The 17,839-nt window shown below is 71.1% G+C and carries 22 protein-coding genes; 16 read left to right on the top strand and 6 right to left on the bottom strand.

Going from position 1 to position 17,839, the window contains the following annotated elements:
• Positions 1-8: 8 nt before the first annotated feature.
• Both ACQPZA_RS18965 and ACQPZA_RS18960 read right to left on the bottom strand, forming a co-directional pair.
• Positions 9-344: an EthD domain-containing protein gene (locus ACQPZA_RS18965; protein ID WP_433282874.1), complete on the bottom strand. Its 336-nt coding sequence runs from the start codon at positions 342-344 to the stop codon at positions 9-11.
• Positions 316-777: a hypothetical protein gene (locus ACQPZA_RS18960; RefSeq protein WP_433272331.1), complete on the bottom strand. Its 462-nt coding sequence runs from the start codon at positions 775-777 to the stop codon at positions 316-318. Before ACQPZA_RS18960 ends, ACQPZA_RS18965 begins: the two co-directional genes overlap by 29 nt.
• On the opposite strand from ACQPZA_RS18960, the gene ACQPZA_RS18955 reads away from it, so the two are divergent.
• From ACQPZA_RS18955 to ACQPZA_RS18945, 3 genes are read left to right on the top strand one after another with little or no spacing between them, the layout of a single operon-like run.
• Positions 756-1,331: a zinc-binding dehydrogenase gene (locus ACQPZA_RS18955; RefSeq protein ID WP_433272329.1), complete on the top strand. Its 576-nt coding sequence runs from the start codon at positions 756-758 to the stop codon at positions 1,329-1,331. The genes ACQPZA_RS18960 and ACQPZA_RS18955 overlap by 22 nt on opposite strands.
• A 40-nt stretch (positions 1,332-1,371) precedes the next feature.
• Positions 1,372-2,907: a carboxylesterase/lipase family protein gene (locus ACQPZA_RS18950; protein WP_433272327.1), complete on the top strand. Its 1,536-nt coding sequence runs from the start codon at positions 1,372-1,374 to the stop codon at positions 2,905-2,907.
• Positions 2,908-2,958: 51 nt separating this feature from the next.
• A complete protein-coding gene (locus ACQPZA_RS18945) occupies positions 2,959-3,516 on the top strand; it encodes an alpha/beta fold hydrolase (RefSeq protein ID WP_433272325.1) in 558 nt (185 codons plus the stop codon).
• A gap of 21 nt (positions 3,517-3,537) precedes the next feature.
• Here ACQPZA_RS18945 and ACQPZA_RS18940 read toward each other — a convergent pair whose 3' ends face one another.
• Complete coding sequence (locus tag ACQPZA_RS18940) at positions 3,538-4,638, bottom strand: winged helix DNA-binding domain-containing protein (protein WP_433272323.1); 1,101 nt, start codon at positions 4,636-4,638, stop codon at positions 3,538-3,540.
• Between the two features lie 287 nt (positions 4,639-4,925).
• Here ACQPZA_RS18940 and ACQPZA_RS18935 point away from each other — a divergent pair, with 287 nt between their 5' ends.
• The 4 genes from ACQPZA_RS18935 to ACQPZA_RS18920 all read left to right on the top strand — a co-directional run bounded on the left by ACQPZA_RS18935 (position 4,926) and on the right by ACQPZA_RS18920 (position 8,461).
• Positions 4,926-5,849 carry an RNA polymerase sigma-70 factor gene (locus ACQPZA_RS18935; RefSeq protein WP_433272321.1) on the top strand — a complete coding sequence of 308 codons (924 nt, stop codon included), beginning with the start codon at positions 4,926-4,928 and terminating at the stop codon, positions 5,847-5,849.
• Between the two features lie 85 nt (positions 5,850-5,934).
• A complete protein-coding gene (locus ACQPZA_RS18930) occupies positions 5,935-6,678 on the top strand; it encodes an SDR family oxidoreductase (protein WP_433272319.1) in 744 nt (247 codons plus the stop codon).
• An 86-nt stretch (positions 6,679-6,764) separates the two neighbouring features.
• Positions 6,765-7,433, top strand: coding sequence for a HEAT repeat domain-containing protein (locus ACQPZA_RS18925; protein ID WP_433272317.1), 669 nt, complete (start codon positions 6,765-6,767; stop codon positions 7,431-7,433).
• A 23-nt stretch (positions 7,434-7,456) separates the two neighbouring features.
• Entirely contained in the window at positions 7,457-8,461 is a 1,005-nt protein-coding gene (locus ACQPZA_RS18920) for a HEAT repeat domain-containing protein (RefSeq protein WP_433272315.1), read from the top strand.
• A gap of 61 nt (positions 8,462-8,522) precedes the next feature.
• On the opposite strand, the gene ACQPZA_RS18915 is transcribed toward ACQPZA_RS18920, so the two are convergent.
• Positions 8,523-9,446 carry an alpha/beta hydrolase gene (locus ACQPZA_RS18915; RefSeq protein WP_433272313.1) on the bottom strand — a complete coding sequence of 308 codons (924 nt, stop codon included), beginning with the start codon at positions 9,444-9,446 and terminating at the stop codon, positions 8,523-8,525.
• A gap of 43 nt (positions 9,447-9,489) precedes the next feature.
• Here ACQPZA_RS18915 and ACQPZA_RS18910 point away from each other — a divergent pair, with 43 nt between their 5' ends.
• Positions 9,490-9,963 (top strand): MarR family winged helix-turn-helix transcriptional regulator, encoded by a 474-nt coding sequence (locus tag ACQPZA_RS18910; protein WP_433272311.1) that lies wholly within the window; start codon positions 9,490-9,492, stop codon positions 9,961-9,963.
• Positions 9,964-10,355: 392 nt separating this feature from the next.
• Here ACQPZA_RS18910 and ACQPZA_RS18905 read toward each other — a convergent pair whose 3' ends face one another.
• Positions 10,356-10,550, bottom strand: coding sequence for a helix-turn-helix domain-containing protein (locus ACQPZA_RS18905; protein WP_433272309.1), 195 nt, complete (start codon positions 10,548-10,550; stop codon positions 10,356-10,358).
• Here ACQPZA_RS18905 and ACQPZA_RS18900 point away from each other — a divergent pair.
• From ACQPZA_RS18900 to ACQPZA_RS18885, 4 genes are all read left to right on the top strand, one after another.
• Positions 10,480-10,938, top strand: a complete 459-nt coding sequence (locus ACQPZA_RS18900) for a rhodanese-like domain-containing protein (protein ID WP_433272307.1) — start codon at positions 10,480-10,482, stop codon at positions 10,936-10,938. The two genes, ACQPZA_RS18905 and ACQPZA_RS18900, sit on opposite strands and share 71 nt — an antisense overlap.
• Before the next feature lie 94 nt (positions 10,939-11,032).
• Complete coding sequence (locus ACQPZA_RS18895) at positions 11,033-11,431, top strand: VOC family protein (protein WP_433272304.1); 399 nt, start codon at positions 11,033-11,035, stop codon at positions 11,429-11,431.
• A 67-nt stretch (positions 11,432-11,498) separates the two neighbouring features.
• A complete protein-coding gene (locus tag ACQPZA_RS18890; RefSeq protein ID WP_433272302.1) occupies positions 11,499-11,840 on the top strand; it encodes a YciI family protein in 342 nt (113 codons plus the stop codon).
• Between the two features lie 13 nt (positions 11,841-11,853).
• A complete protein-coding gene (locus ACQPZA_RS18885) occupies positions 11,854-13,062 on the top strand; it encodes an RNA polymerase sigma factor (protein WP_433272300.1) in 1,209 nt (402 codons plus the stop codon).
• A 63-nt stretch (positions 13,063-13,125) separates the two neighbouring features.
• On the opposite strand, the gene ACQPZA_RS18880 is transcribed toward ACQPZA_RS18885, so the two are convergent.
• The gene (locus ACQPZA_RS18880; RefSeq protein WP_433282872.1) at positions 13,126-13,860 is read right to left on the bottom strand and encodes an IclR family transcriptional regulator domain-containing protein; all 735 of its coding nucleotides are present in this window, start codon (positions 13,858-13,860) and stop codon (positions 13,126-13,128) included.
• 143 nt (positions 13,861-14,003) lie between these two features.
• Between ACQPZA_RS18880 and ACQPZA_RS18875 the strand changes: the two genes are divergently transcribed.
• From ACQPZA_RS18875 to ACQPZA_RS18860, 4 genes are read left to right on the top strand one after another with little or no spacing between them, the layout of a single operon-like run.
• Complete coding sequence (locus ACQPZA_RS18875; RefSeq protein ID WP_433272298.1) at positions 14,004-15,269, top strand: aromatic ring-hydroxylating dioxygenase subunit alpha; 1,266 nt, start codon at positions 14,004-14,006, stop codon at positions 15,267-15,269.
• A complete protein-coding gene (locus tag ACQPZA_RS18870) occupies positions 15,266-15,742 on the top strand; it encodes an aromatic-ring-hydroxylating dioxygenase subunit beta (protein ID WP_433272296.1) in 477 nt (158 codons plus the stop codon). Before ACQPZA_RS18875 ends, ACQPZA_RS18870 begins: the two co-directional genes overlap by 4 nt.
• The gene (locus ACQPZA_RS18865; protein ID WP_433272294.1) at positions 15,739-16,725 is read left to right on the top strand and encodes a PdxA family dehydrogenase; all 987 of its coding nucleotides are present in this window, start codon (positions 15,739-15,741) and stop codon (positions 16,723-16,725) included. Before ACQPZA_RS18870 ends, ACQPZA_RS18865 begins: the two co-directional genes overlap by 4 nt.
• Entirely contained in the window at positions 16,722-17,732 is a 1,011-nt protein-coding gene (locus tag ACQPZA_RS18860; RefSeq protein ID WP_433272292.1) for a 2Fe-2S iron-sulfur cluster-binding protein, read from the top strand. The genes ACQPZA_RS18865 and ACQPZA_RS18860 overlap by 4 nt, the downstream gene beginning before the upstream one ends.
• Positions 17,733-17,839: the final 107 nt, after the last annotated feature.

Genomic DNA, 17,839 nt, shown 5'->3' with positions numbered 1-17,839 from the left:
GCACGTTCCTACTGCTCGTAGATGACCTCTTCCGTGGTGAAAAGATATGCCGTCTTCGACGTATCGGCGAAGTTCTCCACATCGGCGAGCACGGTGGCCCAGTTCTCCGAACTCGCAATAGCTTGAAGTGCTTCGAGATTGTCGAGCCACACCTCGATGATGCCGTCGTACGGCGCAGATCGCAGACCCTCCGGCATGAATCCGGTATTGTGCTGCTGGACGTAGCGAATGGTGTACTTTCGGACCTCCGGCACGCTGACGAGCAGCGGTGCATGCGTATTCGTCCAATAATCACTGAACTGCTCGCGGGTGAAATCAGCCCGGCGGGTCAGGAACCCGCTCATCTTGATCACTTCTCGTACTCCCTGTGATGGCAAGGCCGGCGGCGGCCTGGAGCAGGCGGGACAGGCGTGGCTCGAAGTCGAGCGCGGCGTGGGCCCAGCGGGGTTCCTGCGCGTAGAGCTCGGCGAGGGTCGCGGTGGGATGGGACACCTGCCAAAGGTAGGCCGTGACGCCGAGCGCCGTGCTGAAGAGGCCTTGCACCTGCGCGGTGGCCATGGTCCCCGCGCCGGCGAGGGCGTCGACGATGGCGTCGTGGGCCGCGAAGGAGCTGGTCTTGTAGCGGCGGGCGCGCTCGATCGTGACCTCGCAGGAGTTCCTCCTTGCTGTCGAAGTAACGCCGGGCGGCCGACGGGTGCAGGCCCACTGTCTCGGTGACGGCCGCGAGGGTGACGTGGCGAACCCCGCCGAGAGCGGTGGCGAGGGCCCGAGCGGCATCGAGGAGGTCCTCGGCCCACGCCGCCGTCGGCCTGGTCGACGTCGTCATCCGGCAGGGCCGGTACAAGGACATGGCGGGCCTGCCACAGCCGCCCTACGTGGGAGTGGCCCGCACCCTGGGTGCCGCCGTCGTGGTCGGCACCGTGCGCCGAAGTTCGCTGGCCGCCGCGCAGGCCTCCGCGCTGCCCTATGACGAGATCGTCGTGGGCGAGGACCTCGTCGAGGCCGTCGGCGAGCAGCGTTTCGACGTGGTGGTCGACCCGGTCGGCGGCCGGTTGCGCACCGACAGCCTGCAGGTGATGGCGCCGATGGGCCGGATGCTGCTCGTGGGCAACGCCGTCGGCGACTGGGAGCACACCGTGGCCACCAACACCCTGTGGGGCGCCACCTCGCCCTGCTCGGCTTCTACCTGCCCGCCCACCCGGAGCTGGTCCGCCCGGCCGCTCAGGGCGCCGTCGACGCCATCAGGCAGGGTCTGGTCGACATCCGCACCGAGAGCCTGCCGCTGGCCGAGGCAGCCGAAGCCCACCGCCGCATCGAGGCCGGCTCGGTGAGCGGCCGCGTGCTCCTGACCCCCTGACAAGGATGAAGACGATGAACGAGAACCCCGAGGTGCGCACCGCGCACGGTGTGGTGCGCGGCCGGTCCGACGGCCGCCTCGCGCTGTTCTTCGGCATCCCTTTCGCCCAGGCTCCGCTGGGCGCCCGCCGGTTCGCCGCGCCGGCGACCGTGGAGCCCTGGGAGGGTGTCCGCGACGCAGGAGCGTTCGGACCGTCCGTGCCCCAGTCCGCCGTCATCGCCCAGCGCAGGGCACCCCTGTCCGCGCCGGATGAGTCCGGCGACTGGCTCACCCTCAACGTGTGGTCGCCCGACCTCGGCGCCGTGAACCTGCCCGTGATGGTCTGGATCTACGGCGGCGCGTACCTCATGGGCACGTCGGACGACCCGAGGTACGACGGGGCGGTGCTCGCCCGGGAGGGTGTCGTCTACGTCAGCCTGAACTATCGCGTCGGCACGGAGGGCTTCGCGCACATCGAGGGAGCACCCGACAACCGCGGCCTGCTGGACCAGGTCGCGGCGCTGCGCTGGGTGCGGGAGAACATTGCGGCCTTCGGCGGGGACCCGGGCAACGTCACCGCCTTCGGCCAGTCCGCCGGGGGCGGGTCGATCGCCGCGCTGCTCACCATGCCGTCGGCTGCGGGCCTCTTTCGCCGGGCCGTGGCCCAGAGCGTCCCCGGTACGTTCTTCTCACCCGCGTTGGCAGCCGATGTCGGTGCCACGATCGCGGGCGAGCTCGGCCTTCGCCCCACCGTGACCGACCTGGCCACCGTGGCGCCTGCCCGGCTGCAGGCAGCCGGCGACGCCGTCACCCGGAAGCTGCCGGAGCTCGCGGAGCGGTGGGGGATACTGACCAGCACTCCGACGCCGTACTCACCGGTCGTCGACGGTGAGGTGCTCCCCGCATCGCCGTGGCGCGCTCTGCGCGCCGGAGCGAGCCGCGGGGTCGACCTGCTCGCCGGAAGCAACCGGGACGAGTTCCGGCTGTTCACCGTGCTGGCCGGCGGTGGCCCGGAGGGAGTCACCTCCGACCAGGCCGCAGCAGCCCTGGCCACCTTCGCGCCCGGCCCGGCGGGAGAGGCCGCGTATCGCACCGCCTACCCCGCCGCCACTCCGGGGCAGCTCCACGAGCTCGTCAAGTCCGACTGGTTCTTCCGCATGCCCACCCTGAAACTCGCCGAAGCGCATGCCGCGGGAGGAGGGCGGACCTGGCTCTACGAACTCCGGTGGAGCGCGACGTCAGTGGGTGCCGCACACGGTCTCGACGTCCCGCTCGTACTCGGAACACTCCGCGGTCACCCGCAGTCCGCGCTGCTTCTGGGCCCGGAGCCCGGCGAGGACGCGGAACGCCTCTCCCGCGAGATGCGGGCCGCATGGGTGAGCTTCGCCCGCACCGGCGACCCCGGCTGGCCTCGATTCGACGAGACCCGCCGACTCACCCGCGTCTACGACAGCGAGCCATCGACCACGACCTACCCCGAGGAGCGTTCCCGCTCGATCTGGGAGGACCACGACGTCGACGTGCTCGACCTCCCGGTGCAGCGGGAGCAGGTCGCGACCGGGCGGCCGTGATGGTGATCTCGCCCGGGTGACGGGGTCGCCGGCAGCGAAGAGGATCACGTGATGCAGGAGCTTGCCTTCGACGTGCAGGGCCGCGGCAGCGGACTGGTACTCGTGCACGGGACCAGCAGTACGCCGGTGGGAACGTGGGGACCCTGCATTGCGGAGCTGGCCACATCCCACACGGTGGTGACGCCCTATCTGCCGGGGTCGGGAGACAGTCCCCTGCCCGACGGCCCTCTGCAGGTCGGAGAGATCGCCGATCAGATCGCGGACGTCGCGACGAGGGCGGGGTTCGAGAGGTTCGCGATCGCCGGTGCCTCGCTGGGCGGGCCGATCGCGATGAAGGTCGCGGCGGCGTTCCCCGGCCGGGTGACCCACCTGGTGTCCGTATGCGGATACGCGCGCCCGCGGGTAGGGCTGCGGTTGCGGGAACAGGTCTTCGAGGCAGTCCTGCCGCTGGGCAGCCAGGCGGTGGGCAGGCTCCTCCTGATCTTCGGTCTCACCGACCGGACCGCTGCCACCCTGCTGCTGGAGATCGAGGGTGGGCACGGAGTGGCGATGGAACGGACCGACGAGGTGGTCCGGGCCATCCGGAAGCTGATCCGGACGGCGGGCTGACGCTGCTCACCGTCCGCGTGCTCACCGGGGAGACGCGGCGACCTGTACGCGACTGCTCTCGCCGGCGGAGAGGAACGCGGCCAGGGCCCGTCCCTGCTCGGCGACGGCGGAGCGGTCGGCGCGGGAGAAGCGCCGCAGCGGGGTGACGATCACGGCGGCGGCCTCCACGCTCCAGGTCGCGGCGACCCGGCCGTCGACCAGGACGACGCGAGCGCCGGCGACGGACAGGCCGCGGTGGGCGTCGTCGATGATCCGGCTGCGGTCCTGGTAGCCGAGGAGCGCGTTGTCGAACGCCGGTAGGAACCGCACCGGGGCGGGGGTGTCGGGATCGGGGCGCGGCGCGTCCGGGAGGTCGAGCAGTTCCCGGCCTCGCTCGTCGCGGTAGGTCACCAGCTCCCCGCGGATCGCGGCTACCGCGGCCGGGAGTCCGGCGAGACCGGACCAGGCGCGCAGGTCGGCCGCAGCGGCCGGGCCGAACGCGGCGAGGTAGCGCCGTACCAGCGCTGCGCCGACCGGATCGGAGCCCGCCGGTGCCGGCGGGTCGATGTCGCGCCCCAGCCAGGAGGAGAGCACGACGTTGCGCACTCCCGCCCTCGTGCGCCACAGCCCGCGCGGTGGCAGCTGCGCCACCGGGATGAGGGCGGCGATCAGCATCTCGCCCAGAGCCCGTGGACCCGGCGCCGGCCAGCGGTCGGCCAGCGCCCGCGCGAGCTCGGTCATCGAGCGGGGCTCGCCGTCGGCCAGCACCGCCCGGCCCGCGGCGGCGAGCTCGTCGAGGTCCACCCCGGCGAGCTCGCCGCGGTAGGTCCCGAGCACCCGCCGGCGCAGCATGGTGTCGTGGCGCGCCCGCCAGGCCAGGACGTCCTCGGCGGTGAGCAGGTGCACGGTGCGGCGCATGAGGTGGGTCCGCACCACACTCCGCCCGACCAGCAGGTCCGAGAGCGTCGCCGGGTCGAACGCCCGCACCCGCGACCACAGCCCGACGAACGGTTCCTGCGGCTCCTGCGCCTGCAGGCCGCACAGGTGCGCGACGGCGTCGAGCACCGGCATGTCGGCGTGCTCGAGCAGCAGCTGCCGGGCGAGCGTCGCGCGGTTGAGCGCCCGGGCGTCGAGAACGGTCATCGGGTACCCCGGTGGACATCGACTGGCACCCGACGACAGTCGCCGATGAAGCGGACACGGAGTGTCCGCTTCTCCGGGCACCGGACTCGGCGCACCGCTGCCGGCCCGGCCGAGCTCACGGACGCCTTCGCCCACCCGGCCCACCCGGCCCGCCGCTGCGCCCGGTCAGCCGCGCCGGTCGATGGGATAGCGTGACCGACGGTCAGTCATCTCGAGGAGAGCCATGTCGACGCCGAGCGCGTCAGCCACGCGGGCCCGCGTCCCGGACGACCTGCTCCGGGGACGCCGTGGATAGCGTCGAGGGCAGCCCGCCGGGCCACGACGGTGGACTGGACGAGGTGGCAGCCGACTTCGCGCAGGTCCGTCCCCGTCTGTTCGGGATCGCCTACCGCATGCTCGGTGGCGTCGCCGACGCCGAGGACATCGTCCAGGACGTCTGGGTGAAGTGGCAGGCCCACGACCGCACCGTGGTGCGGGACGCCACCGCCTTCCTCGTCACGATGACCACCCGGCTGTCGATCAACGCGACGCAGACGGCCCGTGCCCGGCGGGAGACCTACGTGGGTCCCTGGCTCCCGGAGCCGGTGGACACCACCGCCGACCCGGAGTTGGGCGCCGAGCGGGGAGCGGCCCTGGAGACCGCGGTGCTCGTCCTGCTGGAGAAGCTCTCGCCGAGCGAGCGCGCGGCGTTCGTCCTGAGGGAGGCGTTCGACTACCCGTACGACCGCATCGCCGAGGTGTTGCAGACCAAGGCGAGCAACGCGCGCAAGCTCCTCAGCCGGGCGCGGCAGGCCGTCGCGGCGGAGCGGCGGACGTCCGTCGACGCCGCGCATCAGCGGAGGCTGCTCTCGGCGTTCCTCTCCGCTGCGCAGGCCGGCGACTTCGACGAGCTGGAGTCGCTGTTCGCCGCGGAGGTCGCCAGCTACTCCGACGGCGACGGCGTGCGGGGTGCGTCGCGCATCCCGGTGTTCGGCCGGACGCGGGTGGCGAGGTACGTCGCGGCCTTCGCCACCCGGTTCTGGGCCGGTGTGCAGGTGGAGTGGGTCGACGCGAACGGCCGCCCGTCCGTGCTGGTCACCCGGGACGGTGTGCCGGTGGCGTGGTTGACCGTGAGCGGCACCGGGGACGGCATCGACCGCATCTACTGGGTCCTGAACCCCGCGAAGCTGGAGCGCATCGCCGCCGCGGTACGGGCGAGAAGCAGCCGGTAGCAGCCCGCCCGCGGATCCGCCGTCACAGATCCGCGGGCCGCCCTGTCCTTCCTGGTGTCAGGTTCATCATCAGAAGGGATTCGTCGTGAAGGTTGTCGTGATCGGTGGAACGGGGCTCATCGGGTCGAAGCTGGTGGCCAGGTTGGGCGAGCACGGTCATGAGGCGGTGGCGGCCGCTCCGAGCACCGGTGTGAACACGCTGACCGGCGAGGGGCTCGCGGAGGTGCTCGACGGGGCGGCGGTCGTGGTGGACGTGTCGAACTCCCCGTCGTTCGCCGACGACCCGGTGATGGAGTTCTTCCGGACCTCCACCACCAACCTGCTGGAGTACTCCGCGAAGGCAGGCGTCGGGCACTACGTGGCCCTGTCGGTGGTCGGCACCGACCGGCTCTCGGAGTCGGGCTACTTCCGGGCGAAGATCGCCCAGGAGAAGCTCATCCGCGAGTCGGGACGGCCGTACTCGATCGTGCACGCCCCCCAGTTCTTCGAGTTCGTCACGGCCATTGCGGACCTCAGCACGGTGGGCGACGAGGTCCACCTGCCGCCGGTCCTGTTCCAGCCGATGGCATCCGACGACGTCGCCGCCGGCGTCGGACGCGTCGCGGTCGGGGAGCCGCTGAACGGGATCCAAGAGATCGGCGGCCCTGAGGTGTTCCGGCTCGACGAGCTGGTGCGCAGGAGCCTCGCAGCCAAGGGTGACCCCCGGAGGGTTGTCGCCGATGAGCAGGCCCGCTACTCCGGCGCCCTGATCGGCGAGCGCACGCTCGTCCCGGGCCCGGACGCCCAGCTCGGGGAGATCACCTTCGACAAGTGGCTCGCCCAGCAGTAGCCGTCCGTTCCGGGTGATCGTGCGGCCCGCCTCGCTTGACCTTGACACAGTGACAAGCCCTTCACTGTGTCAAGGAGGTGGTTCCGATGACCATGGCGGAGCAGGACACGGACACGGTGCGAGCGCTCCGAGCGCTGGAGGACAGCCGCTCGTCGGTGCGGCTGCGGGCGGCGCTGGCGCTCGGCACCACCCCCGACCCGGGGTTCATCGCCACGCTCGTCGAACGATGCGCGGTCGAACCCGAGTTCTCCGTGCGCGAGATCCTCACGTGGGCACTGACCCGCCACCCGGCGGCGATCACGGTCCCGCAGCTTCTCGGGGAGCTCCGCTCGGAGCGGGCGCAGGCCCGCAGCCAGGCGTTGCACACGCTGTCCAAGATCAGGGGCCGGCAAGCCTGGCCGGCGATCACCCGGGCGCTTCTGTCCGACGCCGACGACGAGGTGGCGCGCAGCGCGTGGCGCGCGGCGGTCGCACTCGTGCCCGACGGTGAGGAGCCCGGGTTGGCCGCGGTGCTCTCGACACAGCTCGGGCGCGGCGAACGGGAGATGCAGGTGAGCCTCAGCCGCGCGCTGATCGCGCTCGGCGAGGTGATCCTGCCGTCTCTGCGCACCGCGATGGCCGATCTCGACCCTCGCGTGCGCGGGCACGCGATCGCCACGGAACGGCTGTTGCGCGACCCTGATGCCGGATTCGAGTTCGCGGTCGAGGAGGCGAAGCGCGTCGTGGCCCTCGGCAGGACCGGCCAGGAGGGCTGACCGGCCAGGATGGATTGTGCACAGTGTTGATCGGTGACGTGGCACGGCGGTCCGGGGTCAGCGCCCGCATGCTCAGGCACTACGACGCGCTCGGGCTGGTGCGGCCGACGGGTCGGACCGACGCCGGCTATCGCGAGTACTCCGAGGAGGACATCCGGCGGATCTTCCACATCGAGAGCCTGCGGTCGCTGGGGTTGTCGCTGCGCGAGGTCGGGCGCGCGCTCGACGATCCCGGCTTCACGCCCGCGGCGCTCGTCGACGACCTCATCCGCGAGACGCGGGAACGCATCACGCGGGAGACGGAGCTGCTCACGCGGCTGCGTCGGATCGGGGCCGCGGAACCCGCCGGCTGGGAGGACGTCCTCCAGGTCGTCGCGCTCCTGCAGGCGTTGGGGTCACAGAGCGCCGGGAAGCGCCAGCGCGCGGCCTTGTCCTCGGTGGACGAGGTCCCGGTGCCGGTGGAAGCACTGGTTGAGGCAGCACTGAGCGAGACGGACCCGAACGTCGCCGGAGCCCTGCGCTGGGCGCTGGCGCAACTGGGCGACGGGGGACTGGCGCTGCTCGCGGAGGGCCTCGGCTCACCGGTGGCCGAGGTGCGCACACGTGCCGTCCGGTCCATCGCCGAGATTCCCGACGGTGCGGCGACGGCACTGCTGCAGGACGCCCTCACGAACCCCGACATCGTGGTCCGCAGGTACGCAGCCCTGGCGCTCGGGGCGCGTGGGGGAGCCGAGGCGGTCCCGACCCTCGTCGACATGGTCGTCGAGGGGACGAACGACGTCGATGCAGCCGATGCACTGAGCGCGCTGGCGAACCGTCCCGAGTCGGCGGACCAGATCGTCACCCGGCTCGCCGATCGCCTCGCCCACACCACTGTCGAACCGCCGGCTCGTCGCCGGCTGACACAGGCACTCGCGGACATCCCGGGGATCACGGCGTCCCGAGCCCTCGCGGATCTGTCCCATGACGATGACCGGGTCGTGGCGCTGACCGCCGCCTACATCCTGGGGATACGCAACGAACCGTAACGGATCAATCCAGGCGAGTACTCCGAGGCGGGCCGGGCCAAGGTGGGGACCAGGGCCGGTCCTACGGCGCTGCCGTCGGCGCCGTGCGCTCAGCGGCAATGCGCTGGGTGAGGAAGAGGGCCGCGCGGTCCAGTGCCTCGTCCGCCTCGTCCAGAACGCCGGCGAACGACTGGAACACGTGCGGTACATCGGCGGTGACGTCCAGGATGACGTCCACCCCGACCGCCCTCGCACGCGCGGCCAGGCGCGTGGAGTCGTCCAGTAGCAGTTCGTTCGTGCCCACCTGGACCAGCATCGGGGGGAAGCCGGTCAGGTCGGCGAGGACGGCCGGGCTGAGCAGGGGCTGGTGCGGGTCGGCTCCGGCGAGGTACATGGCCCCGGTGTACTCGAGGGCGTTGCGGGTGAAGATCGGGTCGATGCCTTCCTTGGTGTCCATGCTCTCGCCTGTGCGGGTGGCGTCGAGGCCGGGGGAGAACGCCACGACGGCGGCGGGCAGTGGGAGGCTCGCGTCACGGGCGGCGAGGCAGGTGGTGACGGTGAGGCCGCCGCCCGCGGAGTCGCCGGCGAACGCGATGGTCGAGGGGTCCGTTCCGCTGTCGAGGAGGGCGCGGTAGGCGCTCAGCGTGTCGTCGATCGCGGCCGGGTACGGGTGCTCGGGGGCAAGCCGGTAGTCCAGGGAGTACGCCCCGAAGCCGGTCTTGGCCACGAGGTGTCCCGTCAGCGACAGGGCGGTCTCGGGGGAGCCGAACACGAAACCGCCGCCGTGGAAGTACAGGATCGTCCCGGCGCGGGACCCCCCGTCCGGCTCGACGTGCAGTGCGGGTCGGTTGCCGAGCGTCGTCTGCGTGGTGCGGATGTTGCCGGGCACGATCATCCGGGCCATCAGCGCCGTGAATCCAGCGCGGAGCGCTTCAACCGACCGGGGCCCCTCGGGCCGCGGCTGGCGCATCATCGCGTCGACCCGGGCCCGCTGTTCCTTGCTCATGGGTGTACTCCTGCGGTAGGTATCTTCCGCTACAGTATATGCCGTGGCATGTACATCGGGTGGCATGGTCGACCTCCCGGGCTTCTTCGCCGATCTGGTCCGGTGCGAGACGCGGCTGTACAACGCCCTCAATGACCGCCTCCGTGAGGGGCACGGGATCGTCACCTCGCAGTTCGAGTTCCTGCGCTTCCTGCGCGACCGCCCCGGGGCTCGCGTGGCGGACCTCGCCGCCGAGTTCGCCATCGGTGTCGGGGCGACCAGCAAGGGCATCGACCGCCTGGAGAAACAGGGATGGGTCGTCCGGCAGCCGAATCCAGCCGATCGTCGGTCCTCCTTGCTGGCCCTGACCGACGACGGCTCGAAGCTCGTCGACGAGGCGGAGAGGACATTCACCGATGGACTCGCCGTGCTGATCGGAGACACGCTCGACGGTTCCTCGGCCTCGTCCGCCGCACGTGCCCTGTCGACGCTGCGCTCCGTGCTCGAGCGCAACGAGATCGGCACGCCTACCGGCTGACGGGCAACGTCCCGGCCCCGGGTGGGGGAGTCGGGCCACGTCCGCGCCCTTTGATGGTGGCCGGGTCGAACTCACACGGGGCGGGTGTGGCCGCCGATGCCCCCGGAGACCATCAATGGTGCGCGGCGACGGCGTTGACCTGCGTCGCGGCAGGTCCACTGAGACCGCGCATATGTCCTGTCTCGTTGTCTGTGGCGTCAGCGGAACGGCCGGCGTTGTGAGTCGGCGCTCGCTGCTGGTGGTTCTCAGGACGGCTGCCTAATCCAATCCCGACAGGCTGCCCTGCACGGGTCTGGCCGTGCGGAGGCGAGGTGGGTGCGGAACTCGGGGGTGCCGTTGACCAACGTGTCATGGGCCGTCAAACCTCGAAGATCCCACGCGGATGATGTGCTTCAGCCGGCGTGGTGCCGGTAACTGCCGGGCGGTGACCCGTACTGGCGTTTGAAGGCATGGGTGAAGGTGTACTGCGAGCTGTAGCCGACCCGCCGGGCGATCGTGTTGACGGGGGCGTCGGAGGTGCGCAGAAGCCGGGCGGCGGTGGCGCTCGCCGGCGAACACGTCGAGCAACTGTGGGAAGCCGTCCGCACGGCCGCGGAGGAGCGCTCGGCCGGGCTGGATCGACTCGCCCGGGCCTACCTGGGTGATCGCAGCGAGCTCGAGGCGGTCGACCGGGCCACCCTTGCCGAGCGAATGCGAAACGACAGCGTGGTCGTGCTGGACGTACGACCGGAGCCCGATTACGCCGCCGGCCACATCGCCGGGGCCCGGTCGGTGCCGGTCGAGGAGCTGCGCCGCCGGCTCCGCGACCTCCCCGACGACACGGAGATCGTCGCCTACTGCCGGGGCCCGTACTGCGTCTTTGCGGACGAGGCGGTTCGGGAGCCGCGCCGGCACGGATACCGCGCCACACGGCTGGAGGACGGGTTCCCCGCGTGGAGACGCGCCGGGCTCCCCGTCGCCAGCGGGCTCTCCTGAGGAGATTTCGGCCGGTGTCGTATCGGGCGTTCTCCCGAACGTCTTGCTGGTGGGGCCCGGCTTGGGTCTCCTGCTGACGAGACGAGGAGTGGTGATGTCCCCGACGATGAACGCGATCGACATCGTGGTGTCCGATCTGGAGGCGACGATGGCCTTCTACCGGCGACTCGGGCTCGAGTTCGAGATCGACGCGCACATGCCCGAGCACGCCCGGTGTGACCTGCCCAACGGCCTGCATCTCATGCTCGACACCGAGGACCTCCGGGGCAAGACCATCACCGACTGGAGCCCCGCCGCCGGTGGCCCCCGCACCTTCTTCGCCTTCGAGTTCCCAGCTCCCGCGGATGTCGACGACAAGTACACGGAGCTGACCGCGGCCGGCTACCGCGGGCTGCAGGAGCCGTGGGACGCCTTCTGGGGCATGCGCTACGCCACCGTGACCGACCCGGACGGCAACGGCATCGACCTGTACGCCACCCTGCCCGCCGGCTGACCATTCCCCCCGGGGTCACCCCGGCCGGTACTGCCCGAAACACGCCATTCGGAGAAAGGTGAGGCGCATGAAGTACGTGTTGATGTTCATCGAGACCGAGCAGTACGCCAAGGACCTCCAGACCATGAGTGACGGCGAGCGGGGAGCAGCCTACGAGCAGGTGGGGCGGTGGTTCGCCGAGCACGCCGCCGTGATCACCCACCACACCCACCTCCAGCCCGCGCACACCGCGACCACGCTGCGGCTGGAGGGTGGCAGTCCGGAGATCACCGACGGCCCGTTCGTCGAGGGCAAGGAGATCGTCAGCGGATTCGTCGAGATCGAGGTCGCCGACCTCGACGAGGCCCTCGCGGTCGCCAAGTCCTGGCCCGCCTGCCCGATCGTCGAGATCCGACCCGCCGCCTCCTGAGCCTGACGGGGCGATGGCAGAGGCCCAGGACGAGCTCGCCCGCGTCGTCCGTGACAACGCGGGCCGGCTCGCCGCGTCCCTGATGCACCTGCTCGGCGACTTCGCCGCCGCCGAGGACCTCGTGCAGGACGCCATCGAGACGGCGCTGCAGCGCTGGCCGGTCGACGGCATCCCCGCCCGCCCCGACGCCTGGCTCTTCACGGTGGCCCGCCGCCGTGGCCTGGACGTGCTGCGCCGCGAGACCCGCTACCGCGAGAAGCTCGCGCAGCTGCAGTGGCCGATCCCGTCCGAGCCCGACGACCGGCTTCGGCTGATCTTCACCTGCTGCCACCCGGCCCTGCCCCGGCAGGCTCAGATCGCCCTCACCCTGCGCGCCGTGTGCGGGCTCACCACCGCCCAGATCGCCGCTGCGTTCCTCGTGCCGGAGACCACCATCGCCCAACGCATCACCCGTGCCAAACGGAAGATCGCCGACGCCGGGATCCCGTACCGCATCCCGTCCGACGCCGAGCTGCCCGACCGGCTCGACGAGGTCCTCACCGTCGTCTACCTCCTCTTCAACGAGGGCTATCTCTCCTCCACCCCCGACCGGCCCCACTCCCGGCTGCTGGCCGAGGACGCGGAATGGCTGGCCTCCTCGCTGGCCTGGACCCTGCCCCGGGAACCGGAGGTTCTCGGGCTGCTGGCATTGATCCGGCTCCACGAGGCGCGGAGCGCGGCACGGTTCGACCCCGAGGGGCGACTCGTGCTGTTGCGCGATCAGGACCGCCGCGGGTGGGACCACGAGGCCACCGCTGCCGCCACCCAGCTGCTGGCTCGCGCCGCGTCGCACCACCGGCCCGGGCGGTACCAGCTGCAGGCCGCGATCGTCGCGTGTCACGCCGAGGCGCCGAGCTGGGAGGACACCGACTGGGCGCAGATCGTCGTGCTCTACGACATGCTGCTGCACGTCACCCCGTCCCCGATCATCCGCCTCAACCGGGCCATCGCACTGCGCTACCTCACCGGGCCCGACGCTGCGCTCACCGAACTGGACACCCTCGCCCCGGCCCTCGAGCGCCATCACCTCTACCACGCCACCCGCGCCGAGCTGCTCCGCGAACTCGGCCGCCGCGAGCAGGCTCGACTCGCCAACCGGCGAGCCCTCGAACTCGTCACGAACCCCGCCCAACGCAAGCTGCTGGAGCAACGCATCCACCAACCGGGCGGCGTGGATTTCTGATCATCGCCAGGCTGAGGGTGAAGGACATCGGCTCTGCTGCACCCGGGATCTCGCCGGCCGGTGTCAGAGCATTCGGCCCAACCGCGCCGACTGCGCGGCGAGTACCGGCACGAAGTCGCGGTGCATCTCCTCGACGCTCACCCGGGCACTGGACGCACTGACGCTCATCGCCGCGACCGTCCGCCCGCGTGCGTCGTACACCGGGACGGCGACCGAGCGCATCCCCAGCTCGAGCTCCTCATCGCTGGTGCCGTAACCGTCGACCCGGGCCGAGCGGACCAGGCGGGTGAGCTCGTCCGGATCGATGACGGTGCGGACCGTGCGCCGCTCCCGGCCACCGCGCGCGAGGTAGCTCTCCACTTCCTGGTCGGGGAGGCCCGCGAGCAGCACCCGGCCCGTGGCCGAGCAGTGGACGGGCAGCCGGGCGCCGATGCGGACGCCGGTCGAAAAGATCCGCTCCACCTCGGCCCGCGCGACGAAGACGGACCAGCCGTCCTCCCAGACCGCGAGGGACACCGACTCGTTCAACGTGTCGCGCGCGGCCACGAGGTGGGGGTTGGCCATCGCCGGCAGGGAGGCGGTGTCGAGGTAGGCGCTGCCGAGCCGCAGCATGCGTGGCGTCGGACGGAAGTACTTGCCGTCGTGATCCAGATAACCGAGATCGGTCAGCGTGAGCAGGCAGCGCCGCGCCGCGGCCCGCGTCACGTCGGTCAGGCGGGCCGCGTCGGCCACCGTGAGCTGCGAGGACGTCCTTCCGAACGCTTCGATCACAGCGAGCCCCTTCGCGAGGCCCGCCATTCCCTCGGGCGCCCGCCCGGATCCGGTGTTCTTGACATCGGCGGAGCCGCTTGCCTCTACTGTTCGAGAAACCATCACAGCGTTCGTTATACGAACACGAGCGGTGCCGGTCAAGGTGCCGTGCCATGAAGAGGAGGTGCGCTGTGTCCACCACCGCAGCGCTGCCGGACTGGCCCGAGAGCCTCACCCGGGTCCCGTACTGGGTCTTCCAGCGCGAGGACGTCTATGCGGCCGAGCAGGAGAAGCTGTTCCGTGGGCCGTGCTGGAACTACCTCTGCCTGGAGGCGGAGGTCGCCTCACCCGGGCAGTACCGCACGAGCTACCTCGGTGATCTGCCGGTGATCGTCGCTCGCGACCAGGACGGCGAGCTCTACGCCTTCGAGAACCGCTGTGCGCACCGCGGGGCTCTGCTCGCCCTCGACAACAGGGGCACGGCCAAGGACTTCACCTGCGTCTACCACGCCTGGAGCTACAACCTGCAGGGCGATCTCACCGGGGTCGCATTCGAGGGCGGCATCAAGGGCAAGGGCGGGATGCCGGAGTCGTTCTGCAAGTCCGACCACGCACCGCGCAAGCTGCGCCTGGCCGTCGTGCACGGACTCGTCTTCGGCAGCCTGTCGGACGACGTCGACGACATCGAGGACTACCTCGGTGACGAGATCATGGATCGGATCGAGCGGGTGCTGGGCGGGCGTACCCCTGTGGTGATCGGGCGCTACACCCAGATGCTGCCCAACAACTGGAAGCTCTACGTGGAGAACGTCAAGGACTCCTACCACGCGAGCATCCTGCATCTGTTCTTCACGACGTTCGAGCTCAACCGGCTCTCGCAGCGCGGCGGAATCATCGTCAGCGAGAACGGCGGCCACCACGTCAGCTATTCGGCGATCGACCGCGACGCCGAGCGTGACGCCTCCTACGCCGAGCAGAACATCCGCTCCGAGAGCGGCTTCCGGCTGGCCGATCCCTCGCTGCTTGACGGCTTCAGCGAGGTCGGCGACGACACCACACTCCAGATCCTTTCGACGTTCCCGGCGTTCGTGCTGCAGCAGATCCAGAATTCGGTGGCGGTGCGCCAGATCCTGCCGCGTGCGATCGACCGGACCGAGCTGAACTGGACCCTGCTCGGTTTCGCCGAGGACACGCCCGAGCAGCACAGGGCCCGCCTCAAGCAGTCCAACCTCGTCGGATCCGCCGGCTACGTCTCGATGGAGGACGGCTGCGTGGGCGGCTTCGTGCAGCGCGGGGTGGCCGGCGCGAGCGACCAGGCCGCCGTCGTCGAGATGGGCGGGGCGTCGGCGACGTCGAGCGAGAGCCGGGTGACCGAGGCGTCGATCCGCGGGTTCTGGAAGGCCTACCTGGCGGCCATGGGAATCAGCACCGGGATCGGTGACGGGGTGCCGGCATGACGGACGCCTTCCGGGCCATCGCGCAGGCGCAGGCCGCCTACGCCCGATGCATCGACTCCGACCGTCTCGAGGAATGGCCGGACTTCTTCACGGAGAAGTGCTTCTACACCGTCACCACCGCGGAGAATCACCGCGAGGGGCTTCCGGCGGGGCTGATCTGGGCCGACAGCCGCGGAATGCTCGTCGACCGCGTCACGGCGCTGCGCGAGGCGAACATCTACGAGCGGCACTCCTACCGCCACATCCTCGGCCAGCCCTTCCTCCTCGACGACGGCCCCGACGACGGTGGCGAGGTGCGCAGCGAGACACCGTTCCTCGTCGTACGGATCATGCGTGACGGGGCCGGCGACCTCTTCGCCTCGGGTCGCTACCTCGACCGGTACGCGTTCGACGGTGATCGGCCTGCGCTGGCCGAGCGGGTGGTGGTCTGTGACAGCTCGCGCATCGACACTCTCCTGGCGCTCCCGCTGTGAGTCGCGTACTGCTCAGCGTCGGCGACCCGAACGGGATCGGTCCCGAGATCGCGGTGAAGGCCGCCGTCGCGCTTGCGGGTGAGCCGTACCTCGCCCCCGTGCTCGTCGCAGACCCGTACGTCGTCGCACCGTGGGTGCAGCAGGCCGGGCGGCGGCTGCGCGAGATCGATGCTCCGGCCGTCCCCGACGCCGACGCCGTGGACGTCCTGCCGGTCGAGGCGCTGCCCGACGGGGAGCTGCTGCCCGGCACGGTCAGCGCGGAGGCGGGCGCCGCAACCGTCGCCTATCTCCGCGCGGCCGTCGGCGCGGTGCAGGCGGGAATCGGGCGGGCGATCGTGGCCTGCCCGCACTCGGAGACCGCCGTGAACGCGGCGGGCATCCCCTTCGACGGATATCCCGGGCTGCTGGCCGACCTGTCGTGCGTCCCTCGCGACCACGTCTTCCTGCTACTGGTTGGCGGCGGCCTGCGGATCGTGCACGCGACGCTGCACGAGCGGCTGGGCGACGCGCTCGATCGACTCACACCCGAGCTCGTCGCGAGGGCCGCGAGCGCCGCCGTCGGCTACCTGGAGGGGGCCGGCCTCGTCAGCCCGCGGATCGGCATCTTCGGCATCAACCCGCACGCCGGGGAGGGCGGCCTGTTCGGCCGCGACGACGACCGCGTCACCGTCCCGGCGGTGGCGGCGCTGCGCGACCGGGGGACCGATGCGGTGGGGCCGCTCGGTGCCGACCTGATGCTGGGCCCCGACCGGCGCTCCGACTTCGACGCGTGCGTCGCGATGTACCACGACCAGGGCCACGTCCCCGTCAAGCTCCTGGCGGGCCGCACCGCATCGGCGCTGAGCGTCGGCGCCGGCCTCACCTTCTCGAGCGTCGGCCACGGCGCCGCGTTCGACATCGCGGGCAAGGGCGTCGCCGACCCCGAGGCGGTGCTGCGCGCCGTGCGGCTGGTCGGTGGTCGCCAGGTGGAGGTTCCGGCGTGAGCCACGTCGTCCGCGTCGCCGGAAGCGAGATCGTCTTCGCGTGCGAGCCCGGCGAGACCGTGCTCGACGCGGCCGAGCGCGCCGGCTATGCGATCCCCTACTCCTGCCGCAAGGGTGTGTGCTCGACATGCGAGGGCGCTCTGACCGCTGGTATGTGCGAGGTCAGGGGCCGTGCCCCGGTCGAAGGCCCCGCAACGGGCGTGCTCCTGTGCCAGACCCGGCCGGTCTCGAACATCGAGATCGCGCCGCAGCGCATCGTCAGTAGCGAGCCCCCGGCCCGGCGAGTCGTCGAGGCGAAGGTCCACAAGATCACGGCGGCCGCGCCCGACGTGGTCATCGTCGCCCTGCGTTTCCCTGCGGGAGTCCGCGTCAAGTTCCGGGCGGGGCAGTACCTGACCGTGCGCCTGCCTGGCGGCGACACCCGCAACTACTCGATGGCGAACCCGCCCCACCAGAACGACGGGGCACTGCTGCACGTCCGGCGCGTGCCGGGCGGCCGGTTCTCGGGCGAGCTGCTCGACCGGCTGACGAAGGGCGACGCCCTCACCGTCGAGTTGCCGTTCGGAGAGTTCGCCCTCGACCACGACTCCGACCGGCCGGCGCTGCTCGTCGCCACTGGCACCGGATTCGCGCCGGTGAAGTCGATGGTCGAGGACCAGATCAAGCGCGGTGGCGAGCGGCGCCTGCACCTCTACTGGGGCGCCCGTTCCCGCGACGACCTCTACCACGCCGAGCTGCCGGACCGGTGGGCGGCGAAGTACGACTGGTTCTCCTTCACCCCGGTGCTGTCCCGGACCGACCCGGGCTGGCCCGGACGGTCCGGATACGTGCACCACGCGGTGCTCGCCGACCACGCCGACCTCGGGACCCACGACGTCTACGCGTGCGGCAACCCCGACATGACGGCTGCCGCTCGTGCGGACTTCGCCGAGGCCGGCCTCGATCCCGATCGGTTCTTCTGCGACGCGTTCGTCGCCTCGGGCAACGCCCAGCCGGTCGCCGGCTGATCTTCGGCCCAGACCTCCGCGTCAACCGCGCCAGAGCCCCACTGAGACAGGACAACGGTTGTCCTGACTCAATCATCCTGATGCGGAGGCACCTCGCTGACCTGGGC

This window comes from Pseudonocardia xinjiangensis (genome assembly GCF_050948425.1).
Lineage (GTDB): Bacteria > Actinomycetota > Actinomycetes > Mycobacteriales > Pseudonocardiaceae > Pseudonocardia > Pseudonocardia xinjiangensis.
The sequence above is the reverse complement of the archived record's forward strand: the minus strand, read 5'-3'. Positions and strand labels throughout refer to the sequence as shown.

Excerpts from the sequence above, each read along its gene's own strand:
- ACQPZA_RS18965 (WP_433282874.1), bottom strand. The coding sequence starts at position 344 with ATGAGCGGGTTCCTGACCCGCCGGGCTGATTTCACCCGCGAGCAGTTC.
- ACQPZA_RS18960 (WP_433272331.1), bottom strand. The coding sequence starts at position 777 with ATGCCGCTCGGGCCCTCGCCACCGCTCTCGGCGGGGTTCGCCACGTCA.
- ACQPZA_RS18950 (WP_433272327.1), top strand. The coding sequence starts at position 1,372 with ATGAACGAGAACCCCGAGGTGCGCACCGCGCACGGTGTGGTGCGCGGC.
- ACQPZA_RS18945 (WP_433272325.1), top strand. The coding sequence starts at position 2,959 with ATGCAGGAGCTTGCCTTCGACGTGCAGGGCCGCGGCAGCGGACTGGTA.
- ACQPZA_RS18940 (WP_433272323.1), bottom strand. The coding sequence starts at position 4,638 with ATGACCGTTCTCGACGCCCGGGCGCTCAACCGCGCGACGCTCGCCCGG.
- ACQPZA_RS18925 (WP_433272317.1), top strand. The coding sequence starts at position 6,765 with ATGACCATGGCGGAGCAGGACACGGACACGGTGCGAGCGCTCCGAGCG.
- ACQPZA_RS18915 (WP_433272313.1), bottom strand. The coding sequence starts at position 9,446 with ATGAGCAAGGAACAGCGGGCCCGGGTCGACGCGATGATGCGCCAGCCG.
- ACQPZA_RS18895 (WP_433272304.1), top strand. The coding sequence starts at position 11,033 with ATGTCCCCGACGATGAACGCGATCGACATCGTGGTGTCCGATCTGGAG.
- ACQPZA_RS18890 (WP_433272302.1), top strand. The coding sequence starts at position 11,499 with ATGAAGTACGTGTTGATGTTCATCGAGACCGAGCAGTACGCCAAGGAC.
- ACQPZA_RS18885 (WP_433272300.1), top strand. The coding sequence starts at position 11,854 with ATGGCAGAGGCCCAGGACGAGCTCGCCCGCGTCGTCCGTGACAACGCG.
- ACQPZA_RS18880 (WP_433282872.1), bottom strand. The coding sequence starts at position 13,860 with ATGGCGGGCCTCGCGAAGGGGCTCGCTGTGATCGAAGCGTTCGGAAGG.
- ACQPZA_RS18870 (WP_433272296.1), top strand. The coding sequence starts at position 15,266 with ATGACGGACGCCTTCCGGGCCATCGCGCAGGCGCAGGCCGCCTACGCC.